General features: G+C 67.8%; 15 protein-coding genes. 5 read left to right on the top strand and 10 right to left on the bottom strand.

All coding sequences use genetic code 11. The features are described 5' to 3' along the window. Positions 1–25: 25 nt before the first annotated feature. The gene (locus CHB73_RS08615) at positions 26–1,129 is read left to right on the top strand and encodes a phosphotransacetylase family protein (protein WP_089274121.1); all 1,104 of its coding nucleotides are present in this window, start codon (positions 26–28) and stop codon (positions 1,127–1,129) included. Positions 1,130–1,167: 38 nt separating this feature from the next. Then, on the top strand, positions 1,168–1,701 hold the full coding sequence (locus tag CHB73_RS08620; protein ID WP_089274123.1) for a DUF3859 domain-containing protein: 534 nt from the start codon (positions 1,168–1,170) through the stop codon (positions 1,699–1,701). Between the two features lie 14 nt (positions 1,702–1,715). On the opposite strand, the gene CHB73_RS08625 is transcribed toward CHB73_RS08620, so the two are convergent. Beyond that, positions 1,716–1,994 carry a hypothetical protein gene (locus CHB73_RS08625; protein ID WP_235641564.1) on the bottom strand — a complete coding sequence of 93 codons (279 nt, stop codon included), beginning with the start codon at positions 1,992–1,994 and terminating at the stop codon, positions 1,716–1,718. Positions 1,995–2,037: 43 nt separating this feature from the next. Next, on the bottom strand, positions 2,038–2,601 hold the full coding sequence (locus CHB73_RS08630) for a hypothetical protein (RefSeq protein WP_089274125.1): 564 nt from the start codon (positions 2,599–2,601) through the stop codon (positions 2,038–2,040). A gap of 243 nt (positions 2,602–2,844) precedes the next feature. Between CHB73_RS08630 and CHB73_RS08635 the strand changes: the two genes are divergently transcribed. Further along, positions 2,845–3,927, top strand: coding sequence for a GGDEF domain-containing protein (locus CHB73_RS08635; RefSeq protein ID WP_179216973.1), 1,083 nt, complete (start codon positions 2,845–2,847; stop codon positions 3,925–3,927). Positions 3,928–4,006: 79 nt separating this feature from the next. Beyond that, a complete protein-coding gene (locus tag CHB73_RS08640; protein WP_089274129.1) occupies positions 4,007–5,797 on the top strand; it encodes a HAMP domain-containing sensor histidine kinase in 1,791 nt (596 codons plus the stop codon). A gap of 75 nt (positions 5,798–5,872) precedes the next feature. Here the strand turns inward: CHB73_RS08640 and CHB73_RS08645 are convergent, their stop codons facing one another. The 6 genes from CHB73_RS08645 to CHB73_RS08670 form a co-directional block, all read right to left on the bottom strand. Continuing rightward, on the bottom strand, positions 5,873–6,178 hold the full coding sequence (locus CHB73_RS08645) for an AzlD family protein (RefSeq protein ID WP_089274131.1): 306 nt from the start codon (positions 6,176–6,178) through the stop codon (positions 5,873–5,875). Continuing rightward, entirely contained in the window at positions 6,178–6,927 is a 750-nt protein-coding gene (locus CHB73_RS08650) for an AzlC family ABC transporter permease (RefSeq protein WP_089274133.1), read from the bottom strand. The genes CHB73_RS08645 and CHB73_RS08650 overlap by 1 nt, the downstream gene beginning before the upstream one ends. A 63-nt stretch (positions 6,928–6,990) precedes the next feature. Further along, on the bottom strand, positions 6,991–7,827 hold the full coding sequence (locus CHB73_RS08655; RefSeq protein WP_089274135.1) for an AraC family transcriptional regulator: 837 nt from the start codon (positions 7,825–7,827) through the stop codon (positions 6,991–6,993). Positions 7,828–7,847: 20 nt separating this feature from the next. Continuing rightward, complete coding sequence (gene sppA / locus CHB73_RS08660) at positions 7,848–8,786, bottom strand: signal peptide peptidase SppA (RefSeq protein ID WP_089274137.1); 939 nt, start codon at positions 8,784–8,786, stop codon at positions 7,848–7,850. Beyond that, complete coding sequence (locus CHB73_RS08665; RefSeq protein ID WP_089274139.1) at positions 8,764–10,497, bottom strand: 30S ribosomal protein S1; 1,734 nt, start codon at positions 10,495–10,497, stop codon at positions 8,764–8,766. Before CHB73_RS08665 ends, sppA begins: the two co-directional genes overlap by 23 nt. Before the next feature lie 307 nt (positions 10,498–10,804). Next, complete coding sequence (locus CHB73_RS08670; protein WP_179216974.1) at positions 10,805–11,371, bottom strand: BON domain-containing protein; 567 nt, start codon at positions 11,369–11,371, stop codon at positions 10,805–10,807. Between the two features lie 153 nt (positions 11,372–11,524). Between CHB73_RS08670 and CHB73_RS08675 the strand changes: the two genes are divergently transcribed. Next, positions 11,525–12,013 (top strand): YchJ family protein, encoded by a 489-nt coding sequence (locus CHB73_RS08675; RefSeq protein WP_089274143.1) that lies wholly within the window; start codon positions 11,525–11,527, stop codon positions 12,011–12,013. 298 nt (positions 12,014–12,311) lie between these two features. On the opposite strand, the gene CHB73_RS08680 is transcribed toward CHB73_RS08675, so the two are convergent. Together CHB73_RS08680 and CHB73_RS08685 are read right to left on the bottom strand one after the other, a co-directional pair. Further along, entirely contained in the window at positions 12,312–12,605 is a 294-nt protein-coding gene (locus CHB73_RS08680; RefSeq protein WP_089274145.1) for a HypC/HybG/HupF family hydrogenase formation chaperone, read from the bottom strand. 77 nt (positions 12,606–12,682) lie between these two features. Beyond that, entirely contained in the window at positions 12,683–13,891 is a 1,209-nt protein-coding gene (locus tag CHB73_RS08685) for a nitrogenase component 1 (protein WP_089274147.1), read from the bottom strand. Between the last annotated feature and the right edge of the window lie 68 nt (positions 13,892–13,959).

Below are 13,959 nucleotides of genomic sequence, written 5' to 3' on the forward strand. Positions count from 1 at the left end.
CCGCGCCCTGCGCGAAGGAGGGCCAATGCCCGGACTCTACATCGGCTCCACCTCGGGCTACTCGGGGAAAAACACCGTCAGCGTGGGCCTGGGGCTTGCGTTCCAGCAGGCCGGGCTTGCCGTGGGCTACATGAAGCCCGTGGGCGCCATGCCCATGGAGACGGAAGCGGGCCTGGGCGACGAGGACGCGCTTTTCGTGCGCGACGCCCTGGGCCTTGCGGCCGACCCTGCCCACACGCCTTCGGCCATGACGCCTGTGGTGGTGACCCACGATTTCAAGGTCGACGCCTTTGAGGGGCGGCTTGCGGGCGTGGCCGACGGCGGACTGGTGAAGCGCGTGGTGGAGGCGTACCAGGGCCTGGCCCGGGGCCGCGATGTGATGCTTGTGGCGGGCAGCGGCAGCATGTATTCGGGCAAGTACTCCGGGGTGGACGCCGTGAGCCTGGTGGCCGCCCTGGGCGGAGCGGACCCGCGCTTCGGGGCCCTGGTCATCGACCGCTTCGAGAAGGAGCTGAACTACGACCTGTTGCTGATGCTCAAGGAGCAGCTGGGACGGAGCCTGTTCGGCGTGATCCTGAACGACGTGCCCCCGGCCTATCTGGATGAGGTCTCCGGGCACCTGGCCCCCTTCCTGGAGGCGCGCGGCATCCCGGTCATGGGCATCCTCCCGCGCGACCCGCTCATGGGCTCCATCACCGTGGGCGACCTGGCCCAGCGTCTGGGCGGCAAGATCATCAGCGCCCACCACCGGACCGATCGCGTGGTCTCCCAGTTCTTGATCGGCACCATGCAGGTGGAGAATTTCATGCTGCACTTCCGCAAGAAGAAGAACGCGGCGGTCATCGTGGGCGGCGACCGCGCCGACGTGCAGCTGGTGGCCCTGGAGGGCGACTGCCCCTGTCTGGTGCTCACCGGGAACCTGTACCCCAACGATGTGATCCTCACCCGATCCGAGGTGCTGGAGACCAGCATCATCATCGTGCGCGAGGACACCTTCACCGTGGCCAAGAAGATGGAGAACCTGCTCACCCGCCACAAGATGCGCGACGCCGTGAAGGTGCGCCAGGGCGCGGAGCTGGTGGCGCGGCACCTGCGCATGGACCTGCTGCGGCAGAGCCTGGGGCTGTAGGCCGAAGCGCGCGCGCGGTCCCCCGGCCGGAGGAAAGCATGTTGAAACATTTTGTGGTGTTGATTGCGGCCGCAGCCCTGGTGCTGCTTTCTGCGGCGGGGCAGGCCGCACCCCAGGCGGCTGCGGCCAAGGCCCCGCAGGTGACCGGCGCCAAGGTGCTGGCCACGGGCGTGTTCTCCTCGCTGGTGGCCACCCGCGAATACGCCCCCTCCGTGGCCGACGGCATTCGCGACAGCGCGCGGGCCTTTGTGCTGCTGCGGCGCGGAACCATCGTGGAGGCGGGGCTTGAGACCGGCATCGGCCTGCGCTACCAGCTGCTCGGCCACCCCAAGGGCGCGCGGGTGCTGGTGGATGTGGTGGTGCGGCATCCGGCCATCGTCAACCCGGATACGCAAATGCCCATGACCATGTCCACCGCCCGCTACGAGCGGGTCATCGGCGAGGTGGAGCACAGCGTGTGGAGCTTCGACACTCCGGGCGACCTGGTGCCCGGCGAGTACGTCATCGAGATCCAGCACAAGGGCCGGGTGCTGGCCCGCGAGGTGTTCCGCGTCAGCGTGCGCGAGGACTAGGTGGGGCTTGCCCCTCAGTCCCGTTTGCGCACGTCCCGCCGCCAGGCGTTGTGCCGGGCGCAGCAGCCCTGCCCCACGAAAAGCGGGGTCAAATCCACGCCCGCCACGGGGTGCGCCACCAGATCGCACACATAGCGCGCGCCGGTCCATACAAGGGCCGGGCAGCGCGGCACGTAGCCGTAGACCTGCTGCGACACCTCGCAGGGGTTGTCCAGGCAGCACCAACCGCACCCCACGCAGGGCAGGGGCGGCAGTCCCGGGTCCTTGGGGCTGAAGAAATCGTCGTCCATCATGGTTTTGGCAGCATAGGGCAGGGCGCGCGCACTGGCAACCGGCTCAGCGCGGGGTCGTGGAGGCCTTGGGCATCTGGCCGGGAGTGGGGCCGGGCGGCCGGCCGGGCAGAAACGTGGCCCGCAGGAACGCCGGGTCGAAGAACCGCAGGGGATTGTCTGTCGTGCCATCGGGCAGCAGGTGCCACCAGCGGTAGCCCAGGGCGCGGAAATGCGCCCGCGCCCGCGCCAAGTGGCCCAGTTCGCGCGCGGCGGCAAGGGCCGCGTCGCGCTGGCAACGCGACGCGCTGACCGGGGCGAGCAGGCGCGGATGGAAGCCCCGGCGGGCCAGGGCGCATTTGAGCCGCTGGTATTCGCGGTGGCGGCAGAAACCGTCCGCCGCGCACAGCACCGCCAGTCCCATCCAGCCGGAGGCGGGCAGCGCCAGCAGCGCCGCGGCCGCAAGCGCGCCCTCGGCCAGGAATTCCAGACTGTGCTTGGTCAGCGCCGCGCCCAGCAGGGCCGCGGCCGAGCCCGTGGCGTGGGGCAGGGGCGCCACGCGGAACAGATATTTGTGGGCCGCGCGGAGCAGGGCGAACAGGCCGCGCCGGGCTGTGTGCTGGGCGTGCATGGGCGCAAGCCTACCCGTCCTGGGCTTCTGGCGCAAGGGGTGTGGCTGGCGTGCGGCATGTCCTGGGGGACAGCGGGAGTTGCGTTTTCCCCGTCCACGGGAGAGACTGGCCGTTGACGCCCCCCGTCCCGGCGCGGTAGACATTTTCGTCGCGTCGCAACAAGAGGGGGCGAGCCTCCCTTGGATATGTCCTTCCGTTGATTTTCGCGGAAAATGGGGTACAGTTTGCGTACCGAGGTGAGCATGGCCCCTTCGCAGGACCACAAAAACCAGAACGGGCTCGAGACCGTCCAGGAAACCCTGGCGCGGCTTGGAGTCGCCGACGACGCCGACTGGATGGCCGTGGTGCTCTTTGCGCGCAACCTGGTCTCGGCCATGGACATGTTCACCGAGGACCAGAAGGGCCAACTGCAGGCCCGCATTTTCGAGCACATGGCCAAGCGGCCGTTGGACCGCCCCCGCTTCGAACGCATCGTGCAGCTCATCCAGCGCGCGTTGCTGGACAACCCCGTGGTGCGCGACCTGAAGGCCCAGCTGGCCTCGGAACGCCAGGTCTTTGATTCCCTGTATTCGGAGATGAGCGGGGTATTTCTGGAAATCCGCGAGAGCGTTACGGCGCGCGAGAACACCATGAAGCGCATGGGCGAGGACGCCGACCGGGACATGGCCGCCGCCGCCCCTCCGGGGGAGGTCTTGCGCCGTCTGCGCGGCATGATCACCGAAATGGTTTCCCAGGCCAGGGAGGAGGCGCGCGCCTGGCAGGAGCGCGCCCGGCAACTGGAGCACACGGCCAATTTCGATCCCCTGCTCTCCGAGCTCTACAGCCGCCGCGCCCTGGACGCCCAGCTCGCGGCGGCCCTGGAGCGCTGCCGCCGGGCGAACACGCCCCTGGCCCTCATGTTTCTCGATGTGGACAACTTCAAGAACATCAACGATACCCATGGCCACCAGGTGGGCGATGGCGTGCTGCGCGTGCTGGCGGCCATCGTCTCGGCGCACGCCACGCAGTTTTCCGGCTATCCGGCTCGGTTCGGCGGCGAGGAACTGGTGGTGCTGTGCGAGGGGCTCGACGAATCCCACGCTTCGGCCCGGGCCGAGGAGATCCGCCAGGATGTGGCCCGCTGCCCCTTTGTGCCGCACCTCACCACCCCGGACGCCGTGCCCCCGCTGCACGTCACCGTGAGCATCGGCGTGGCGCAGATCGGACCGGGGCAGAACGGCTCGGATCTGGTGCTCGCCGCGGATCGCGCCATGTACGCGGCCAAATCCCAGGGGCGCAACCGCGTGGTGGGGCACAGCCAACTGGCCCCCTACCGGGCGCCCTAGGCATTGTCGCGCCTCAGGCCGCGCGGTTTCATCACACACAAACAGCCCATGCGGGTGAAAGACTCCCAAGGAACGGTACATGCCCAGAGTGCGATCCATTCAGATGCGTGTTTTGTTGTGGGGCTGGGGCGTGCTTATCGCCGGACTGGCCCTTGCCTTCTGGCGCTACAGTTCCACCCTGGACCAGGAAACCGCGCGGGATTTTGAGCGCGACACCCAGGCCAAACTGGCTACGGTGCAATGGCTGCTGGAACGCGGCGGCCCCTTCGCCGACCCCCGCGACCGCCAGGACTTTCTCCATTCCCTGGGCGGCAGCATGGGGATGCGCATTTCCCTTATCGAAGGCGGCCGCGTGGTGGCCGACACCAACGTCCCGTTCGACGAGATCGGCAGGCTCGACGACCACTCCACCCGGCCAGAGGTGCTGGCCGCCCTGGGCGGAGAGGTGGGCCAGGCCACCCGCCACAGCGTCACCCTGGACCGCGACATGATCTACATGGCCCGAAAGCTGGCCGGGCAGGAGGGCGCCCCGGACGCCGTGCTGCGCCTGGCCGCGCCCGTGAGCCTGGTGCGCCTGCACCTGCAGCGAATGCGCTGGGCGCTTCTGGCCGCCGTGGTGCCCCTGCTGGTGGGGTCCGGCGTGCTTTTGTGGCTGTTGTCGCGCACCATCACCAGCGGCATCGCCCAGTTCACCGAGGCCGCCCAGGCCATCGGCGACGGCGACTACCGCCGCAAGATCCTCTTCTACCCGGCGGCCGAGTTCCAGCCCCTGGCCGAGGCCATCAACCGCATGGCCAAGAAGATCAAGAAGAACGTCAAAATCATCGAGAACCAGCGCGGCGAGCTCTGGGCCATGTTCGAGGGCATGAGCGAGGGCGTCATGGTCCTCGACTCCGCCGGGCTCATCCTGCACGTGAATCCGGCCCTGTCGAGCATCTTCCCGCGCGCGCACGAATTCATCGGCCGCGCCCCGCTTGAGGCCACCATGAGCCTGGACATCCAGAACATCGTGGACTCCGTCATGGCCGGACACACCAGCGAACGCGTCAACCGGCAGATCGAGCTCAAGGACCGCCACTGCGCGGAGATGACCGTGGTGCCCTTCCGCGACCACAAGTTCCGCCCGCGCGTCATTCTGGTTTTCCACGACACCAGCGAACAGAAGCGCGTGGAGCGCGTGCTGCGCGATTTCGTGGCCAACGCCTCGCACCAGCTGCGCACGCCGCTCACCAGCATTCGCGGCTACGCCGAGACCCTGCTCGACGCTCCCCCGGCCGAGGACGAGAAGCGCCGCGAGTTCCTGGAGATCATCCACGCCAACGCCGTGCATATGGCCAAGGTCATCGGCGGCATGTTCGCCCTGGCCAAGAGCGAGCGCGACGGCAAGCGTCCCAGCGACCTGCACGCCAGCATCCCGCAGGCCCTGGACCACGCCCTCAAAAATGCCTCCTTCGCCGCGGGGGACAAGGACATCGCCCTCGACCTGGCCGCCCTGCCGGAGAATCTGCCCGCCGCCGCCGCCGACCCGGACGGCCTGCTGCAGATTGTGGAGAGCATACTGGACAACGCCATCAAGTATTCGCCCGAGGGAACCACCGTGAGCGTGAGCGCGGAAGCCGACGGCGGCAGCGTGGTGCTGCGTTTCGCCGACCAGGGGCCGGGCATCTCCGAGGAAAATCAGGCGCGCATCTTCGAGCGCTTCTTCCGGGCCGATGGCAACGGCGTGGACGGTGCGGGCAGCGCGGGCCTGGGCCTGGCCATCTGCCGCCACATCGCCCGCAACTACGGGGGCGAGGTCACGGTGCAGTCGCCCATGGACCCGCAGGCCGGCACGGGCAGCGTCTTCACCGTGCGCCTCCCTGTGGCCTAGACCTTCGCTAACGACCAGACGGCACGGCCGGCGGGGGCGACCCCGTCGGCCTTTTTCGTGCGCGCGTTGCGCGGGCTAGGGCATGAAGGGGCGCAGAACCAGCACGGCGGCCACGCCCACGCACATGGCCAACGGCAGGTTGCCGAAGCGCCAGGCGGCCAGCGCCGTCACCGCGGTCGCCGCGGCCTCGGCCGGGCCTGCGGCCAGCGCGCTGGGCGCGATGATGGAAGCGAGAATGGCTCCGGGCATGGCGCGCATGAAGCGGGTGAGCCTGGGGCCGGGCGTGACGCGGCGCATGAGCGCGAGGCCTGCGGCGCGGCTGACGTAGGTGGCGGCGGCCATGCCCAGAATGGTGCAGAGCGGGAGGGCGAGGGCGTCCATCAGCGGTCGTCTCCCGCGTTTTGCGGCTCGGGGAGGAAGGCGGCGGTAAGCCCGCCGGCCATGGCCCCGGCCAGGATGTACCACTTGCCGGGGCAGAAGCGGGCCACGGCGAGCGCGGCGGCCACGGCCGCCGCAAGGGGGAGCACATCGGCCCGCCTGGGCTTGAGGCCCACCAGCAGCGCCGTGAACACGGCCGTGAAGGCGAAGTCCAGCCCGTAGCGCGCCGGGTCGTCCAGGCCGCGCACCAGCAGGTGCCCCAGCGCTGTGGAGGCGTTCCAGAAGCAATACACCGCTAGGCCCGCGCCCAGCAGGAAGGCGCCGTCGCTCCCGGCGGCGCGGCGGCGGTCCTCGGCCCAGCGGGCCAGGGCCACGGCCCAGGACTCGTCGGTCATGAAGAACAGCGAACCATATGCTTGTCTTCCGGACAGGCGCATCAGCTGCGGGGAGAGCGCCGCGCCCATGAGCACATGGCGCAGGTTCACGATGAAGGTGGTGGCGATGAGCGAGAGGACCGGCAGCTCCGGTCCCCACAGATCCAGGGAAATGAGCTGGCTGGCCCCGGCGAAGATGAGCAGGCTCATGGACTGGGCCTCCAGCCAGCTTAATCCTTTTTGCCGCGCCAGCAGGCCGAAGAGCACCCCGTACACGCCCACGCCGAGCGCCACGGGCGCGCAGGCCCGGAAGCCCGCCAGCAGGCCGGGGACGGTGAAGGGGAGGCGATCGGGCAGGGAGGGGGAGGCGTGCTTCATGGGGGAGCTGTATCCGTGGGGGGGGGCTGCGGCTTGTACGTTCTTGCGCTTGGGACGGAGTTTTCAGGCGCGCCAGCGGCCCGGCGCAACGCCGAAGACCCGGCGGAAATGGCGGGTGAAGTGGCTTTGGTCCGCAAAGCCGCAGGCGCTCGCCGCCTGGGCCACGCTTGCGCCTGCGCGCAGCAGGGGCAGCGAGCGGTTGACGCGCAGGGCGTTTCTCCACGCGTGGGGCGGCATTCCCGACTCCCTGGCGAAGATGCGCGCGGCGTGGAAGGCGGAAAGGCCCACGCACCCGCCCAGTTCCTCCAGGGTCAGCGGCTCGGAAAGGTCCGCGGCCAGACGCTCGCGCATGGTCGCCACGTGGCGGCTGGCCGTTGTGGGCGCGGCGGCCTCCGGCTCGCCTCCATGCCGCGCAAGCAGGGCGCACAGGGCGTCCATGGCGGCGGCCTGGGCCTCCAGCCTGTCGGTGTCGGCCTCCAGCAGCAGATGCGCCCGCACCAAGGCCTGCGCAAGCTCCGCATCGCGCACCACCTGCTGCGGCAGCCGGGGCAGGCCCGCGCCACAGGAGCCCGGGCGCATCTGCCGCGCCAGATCAGCCAGCGTCCGGGCGTCCGGGTAGAACACTCGGTAGGCCCAGCCCTGTTCGGCCGCGCGCTCGCCGGTGTGGATCTCGCCGGGGTTGATGCAGGCCAGGGTCCAGGGTTCGGCCACATGGCGCGCGCCCTTGCAGCGGTATCCTTCCGCCCCGGCGGTGATCACCGCGACGACGTAGCCCTCGTGCCAGTGTGGCGCGAAACTGTGGCGGAAGAAGCGTGCGGCGAGCAGCTCCGTGCCCGGCAGGGCCGGGGAACGGAAGAAGCGCGCCTCGTCGGCGAAGTGGGGTCGGGTGGCGTGGGGCATGGCCGCGCGCGGCCTCCTGGCTACTGGCGGTACTCGATGAGCAGGCCGCCAGGCGTCGCGGAGCTGCGGGCGGCGTCCTGGCCAAGCATGGCCTGGGCCATGGCGGAAAGGCTTGCGCCCAAGAGCCTGGGCAGAAGCGGCAGGTCCTTTTCCGGGCCTTCGATGATCGAAGCCTTGGCGTCCAGCTTGACCATGTCGCGCAGGGTTTCCATGGCCAGCTCCTGGCCGCCCAGCTTGTCCACAAGCTTCAGCTCCAGGGCTTGCCGCCCGGTCATGGCGCGGCCATCGGCCAGCTTGGCCACTGCGTCCTCGGACATGCCGCGCGCGGCCGCGATGTCGGACACGAACTGCTTGTGCAGGTCCATGATGAGCGCCATGAGGTAGGCGCGCTGCTCCGGCGTCAACGGCTGCGTGGGGCTTCCAGCGGCCTTCAGCCTGCCGCTGGCCAGCAGGTCCGTCTTGAGGCCCAGCTTGTCCAACAGCCCTTGCAGGTTCACGTATTCCGCGCGCACGCCGATGGAGCCGGTGATGGAGCCGGGGTTGGCCACGATGAGCGTGGCCGGAGCGGCCGCGTAGTAGCCGCCGCTGGCGGCCGCCGTGCCCATGCTCACCACCACGGGCTTGACCTTGGAGAGCGCGCGCACGGCCTGGTACAGCTCCTGGGAGGGCGCCACGGACCCGCCGGGGGAGTCGATGCGCAGCAGCACGCCCTTCACCGATTCGTCGTGCCTGAGTTCGGCCAGGAAATCCGTCACCTCGCGGGCATCGGTGATCATGCCTTCGATCTTGCACAGGCCGATCTTGTCGCCGGAGAGCGGCTTGGACTTGCCGCCAAGCCCACGGAAAAAGGCCATGGCCCCCGTAAAGAGGGCCACGGCCAGAATGATGAGAAAGACTCCGAACAGCAGCGGGTGCTGTTCGGAGAATTTCGTGCTGCTAGTTTCCGGATTCCTCGCCATTGGCGGCGTCCTCGATCTTGGCGCGGAGCAGGTCGCCCAGGTTGCTGCCGGTCTCGGGGCCGGCGGTGCGGAATTCCTTGGGCTTCTTGCGCTCCTCTTCTTCCTTGATCTGCTTGATGGACAGGCCCAGGCGGCGTTCGTCGGCGCTCACGTGGATGACCTTGGCCTCGATGCTGACACCTTCCTTGAACAGCTCGCTGGGGCTCTTGATCTTCTTGCGGCTGATTTCGGAGACGTGCACGAGACCCTCGATGCCTTCCTCGACCTCGACGAAGAGGCCGAAGTCGGTGATGTTGGTCACCAGGCCGGTGATCAGCGTGCCCACGGGGTACTTTCCGGGCACGTTGATCCAGGGATCCTCGGAGAGCTGCTTGATGCCCAGGGTGAACTTCTCGTTCTCCTTGTCCACGGTGAGCACCTTGGCCTGCACGATGTCGCCGATCTTGAAGACCTCGCTCGGATGGCGGATCTTCTTGGTCCAGCTGATGTCGGACACGTGGATGAGGCCGTCGATGCCTTCCTCGATGCCGATGAACACGCCGAACTCGGTGATGTTCTTGATGGCGCCCTCAAGGATGGTGCCCTCAGGGTACTTCTCGGCCACCACGTCCCAGGGATTGGGCTTGATCTGCTTCATGCCCAGGCTGATGCGCTTCTTGTCGGGATCGACGCCGAGCACGATGACTTCGACCTCGTCTCCGGCGCGCACCATCTGCGAGGGGTGGCGGAGCTTGCGGGTCCAGCTCATCTCGGAGATGTGCACCAGGCCTTCGACGCCGGGCTCAAGCTCCACAAAGGCGCCGTAGTCGGCCAGGTTGGTGACCTTGCCCTGGAAGCGGGAGCCCTGCGGGTACTTGGCGGCGATGTTCTCCCACGGGTCGGCCACAAGCTGCTTCAGGCCCAGGGAGACCTTCTGGCCCTCGCGGTCGAAGTGCAGGACCTTCAGATCCAGCTCGTCGCCCAGCTGGACCATTTCCTTCGGGTGGCGGATGCGCTTCCAGCTCATGTCGGTGATGTGCAACAGGCCGTCCAGGCCGCCCAGGTCGATGAACACGCCGTATTCGGTGATGTTCTTGACCTTGCCCTTGACCACCTGGCCCTCGGCCAGGGTCTCCAGCAGGGCGCCGCGCTGTTCGCTGCGCAGCTCCTCAAGCAGCACGCGGCGGCTCACGATGACATTGCTGCGGCGGCGGTTGATCTTGAGGATCTTGAAGTCGAAGTCCTGGCCAACCAGGGCGTCCATGTCGGGCACGGGGCGCAGGTCCACGTGGGAGCCGGGGAGGAAGGCCTCCACGCCGCCCAGATCGACGGTGTAACCGCCCTTGATGCGGCGGACGATGCGGCCGGTGACGGTGCCGTTGTTTTCTTGGGAATCTTCGAGGCGGTCGAAGAGCTGCATCCGCTTGGCTTTGTCGCGCGAGAGGTGGATGGTGCCCTCGTTCTCGTCCTTGTTGGACACGAACACGTCCACCTTGTCGCCCACGGCCACGGTGAGATTGCCCTCGGGATCGAGGAATTCCGTAACCGGAATCTGGCCCTCGGACTTGAAGTTCACGTCGACCAGCACATGGTCCTTGCCGATCTTGACCACGGTGCCGGGGACAATGGTGCCTTCGTCGAGATCACCAAAGTCTTCCTTGAGGTAGTTCTCAAGGGCGGCCTCGAAGTTGAGGTCCATTTCCTGTTCAGCGACTTTCTTGTTTTTTTCCATCGTTGCCTCCAACGACACACCCTCGGACAGATGTATTTGCGTATTTTGTAGGCCTTTGGCCGCCTGCCGCAGCCGCCCGGTTCCGAGGCGTCCGGGCGTAACTGCGACCGCGGTCGAACCCTGTCGGTTCGGTTCCACAGGCCGTGACGCCGTCTTCGGGGCGGGCGCATCCCGCGGGGGAGCACCCTGAAACTTCGCTGCTTACTCCAATCCGCCGGGGGTGTAAACACATTTCGGATGCCCCCCTGCGTTGGCGAAAGGTGGAGCGATATCTGGCGGACGCACGCCGTCCGGTCGCCAACGCGCCCTAGCGGCCAGCGCCTGGGATCAGCAGGGACACCACGTTCAGCACCCCCGGCACCACGCTGGCCTGGGCAATGGCGCGATCCGCGTCCTGCTGGCTGCGCACCATGCCCAGCAAATACACCTTGCCCGCAAACACCTCGAACTCGATCTGCGTGGAGCTGAGGGTCTCGTCCGCCACCAGGGCCGTGCGCAGCCGCGCCACAATTTCAAGGTCTTGCGCCAGGGTGTTCTCGTCCGTGGGCGGCTCCCAGTGGGCCTCCACGCTCTTCACGTGGTCGGCCTGCCGCGCAATGGCCAGCGCGAACTCCTGGAACTCCGCATCGTCCACCTGGCCCAGCAGGATGGCGTGTCCAACGAAGCAGTACACCTTCACCGCCAGCCCCTTCATGCGGTCCCGGTCCATGATCTTGGCCTTGATTTCGGTGGCCGCGGCCTTGTCCTTGGCCATGTCCAGCAGGCTGCGCTCGTCGCGAGCCGCGCCGTAGATGGCGCCCCAGGGCGTCGGGAAGGCCAGCGCGGCGGCGGGCGCAAGGAGCAGGGCACAGAACAGCACTCCGGTCTTGAACATGCGCGCCTCCATACTCGTCAATGTTTCCGGGCTTCTGTCCCATGCCCCGGCCAGGCCGGAGCTGTCAACGCCCCCCGCCGGTGGAAGTTGACCGGCGGCCCATTAGCCCGTACTGTGCGCGCCCAAGCAAACCATTCCGCCGAGAGGTGCACCATGTCCAAATGCCACTGCGGCAACGACCTGCCTTTCAAGCAGTGCTGCCAGCCCATCATCGCCGGCCAGCCCGCCCCCACCGCCGAGGCCCTCATGCGCGCGCGCTACAGCGCCTACGTCGTGGGAGACATCGATTTCCTCACCACCTCCCTCGCCCCGGAGGAACGCCACGATTTTGAGCCTGAACAGGCCAAGGCCTGGAGCGAGAATTCCAAATGGATTGGGCTGACCATCCACGCCGTCAAGGGCGGCGGCCCGGACGACCAGGTCGGCCTCGTGGACTTCACCGCCAGCTACGAGTACCAGGGCGCCCGCCAGGACCACCGCGAACTGGCCAGCTTCAAGCGCATCGACGGCGTGTGGCACTACACCGACGGCCGGATGCGCACCCACGATCCCATCACGCGCGGTCCCAAGACCGGCCGCAACGATCCCTGCCCCTGCGGCAGCGGCAAAAAGTTCAAGAAGTGCTGCGGCAAGGCCCAATAGTTTTCCCGCCTAGCTTGCCCGCAACGCCCCGGCCCGGACGCGAATTGTCCAGGCCGGGGCTTTTTTTTAAGAAGCGTTGAGGGAATGGGGACCAGGAGCGGTGTTCCGGGAACGGCGCCTTGGGCGCAACAATCCGTCGCGGAGGGATGCGGGCAAGGGGCGTGCGCGGGATACGGCTGGGGGAGGCCCCCGCATTCCGGGTTGACGCTTTCCCGCAACATGCTGGCCGCGACGCGCGGGCGCTCCGGAACGCTCTTGCACAGGGCCGGGTCGCGGAACTGGTCGAGAAGGTCGCGGCTCACTGGCGGTCATCCTTGGCGTCGGCGACCGCGCCGCAGGCCGTTTCGGGAGCGGCCGGGGGTGCGGGCGCGGCGCACGCGTCCTCGCGCAGCATACGCAGGGATTCCCTCGCTTCCGCAAAATCCATGACGCGCAGAGCGAATCCGGCGTGTATGATGAGGAAGTCGCCAATGGCGGGGTCTTCGGTCAGAAGCATTGTGGACGCCCGGATGGTGGACTGGCTGTCGCCCAAACGGCAGGTGGCCACGCCGTCATGCAGGTGCAGTATTTCAGCGGGTATGGCGAGACACATGGGGAATCCTCCTCGGTTGGCGCTGGCCGCGCAGGCCGTGCCGCCCTGTTGTACGATGTCCGTCCGGCCCTGCGCCGCTATGCGGAGGCGAACAAGCGCCCGGCAAGATACGCATGGCCTTTTTCCACGGCGTACTCGTACGGCAAATTCCAGTTGAGCCGCGCGCTCATGGCGATGTGCGGCATGGGGATGAACCGGACCGGCCGCGTCAGCAGGGCCTTGTAACAGGGATCGGCGACGATGCAGTCCACGGACGGGTCGTTCATGAGCGCAGCCGTTTCGTGTTCGCCATCCGTACAAACATCGGCCTGGCCGCGCTCCGCCAGGGCCGCCAAGCGGCCTTCCGCAGGCGCGAACACAGCTGCGTCGGGCGTCACCGAGACAACGTCCACACGGGGAATGCCGAAGTCGTGGCGCAGGCAGCGCTGGATTCCATAGCTCATCACTGGCTCGCCGATGACCAAAGCGTGTTTGAAGGGCGCGGGCCTGGCTGGCGCGGGCGGGGTTGGAAGCGGCTCCCGGCGCAGCAGGGTCAGCATGTCGTCCCGGCCCCGCAGTCCCACGGGCATCCCCACCACGTAGGGAATGCCGAAGGTGGCGTACATGTGGTCCGCCAGGGCCAGCCCGCTGGTGGAGACCACCACGTTGAGCTCCGCGCTGGGAGCGTTGCGCAGGGACTCCAGGGGGTCCTCCTGCCCGGGCCGGGGCACGGAGAACACGCTCACCAGCGGAAAGCCCGCCTGCTCAATGGCCTGGAGCACCGGCTCGATGTGCTCCTCCCTGCCCGTGGACAGGTGGATCGCCCCAAGAACGTTGACGCCGTTTTTGACCTTGCGCTCCGGCGTGCGCATGAGCTTGCGCGCCAGGGCCAGGAAGGCCTTGGACGCCCCCTCGGGATAGGGTTCGGACCCGGCTGTGGGCACCATGAACACGGGCAGGCTGGTGCGCGATTCCAGGGTGCGGGAGAAGCCCCGCAAGTCCGTGCCGATGATCTCGGAGATGGGCGTGCCCGCCAGGGCCACGAAACGCCGGTCCAGCTGCGTGGACACCTCGGCGATGTTGTTGATGAATGTGCTGTCGTTGCCCAGAATGACATCCATTTCCAGCAGCCCGGCCCCGACCACTGTGGCCGGGCCACGGTACCAGCGCGGCTCGTCCTCGATGTTGATGTGCCAGGCCCCGCCAGCGGGACCGTAGACCACCACCAGGCCGTCGAAGGCGTACAGCGCGGAGCTGACCCCGAAGTAGCCCGTGGCCAGGGGGAGAAGCTTGTGATATGTCTTCATGTTTCGTTTCCTTGAACTGTTGTGGACCAAGACGCCGAAACGCTTGGTTGTGCTATTGTCGCCGCGCG

It is taken from the genome of Humidesulfovibrio mexicanus, from assembly GCF_900188225.1.
Taxonomy (GTDB): Bacteria; Desulfobacterota; Desulfovibrionia; order Desulfovibrionales; family Desulfovibrionaceae; genus Humidesulfovibrio; species Humidesulfovibrio mexicanus.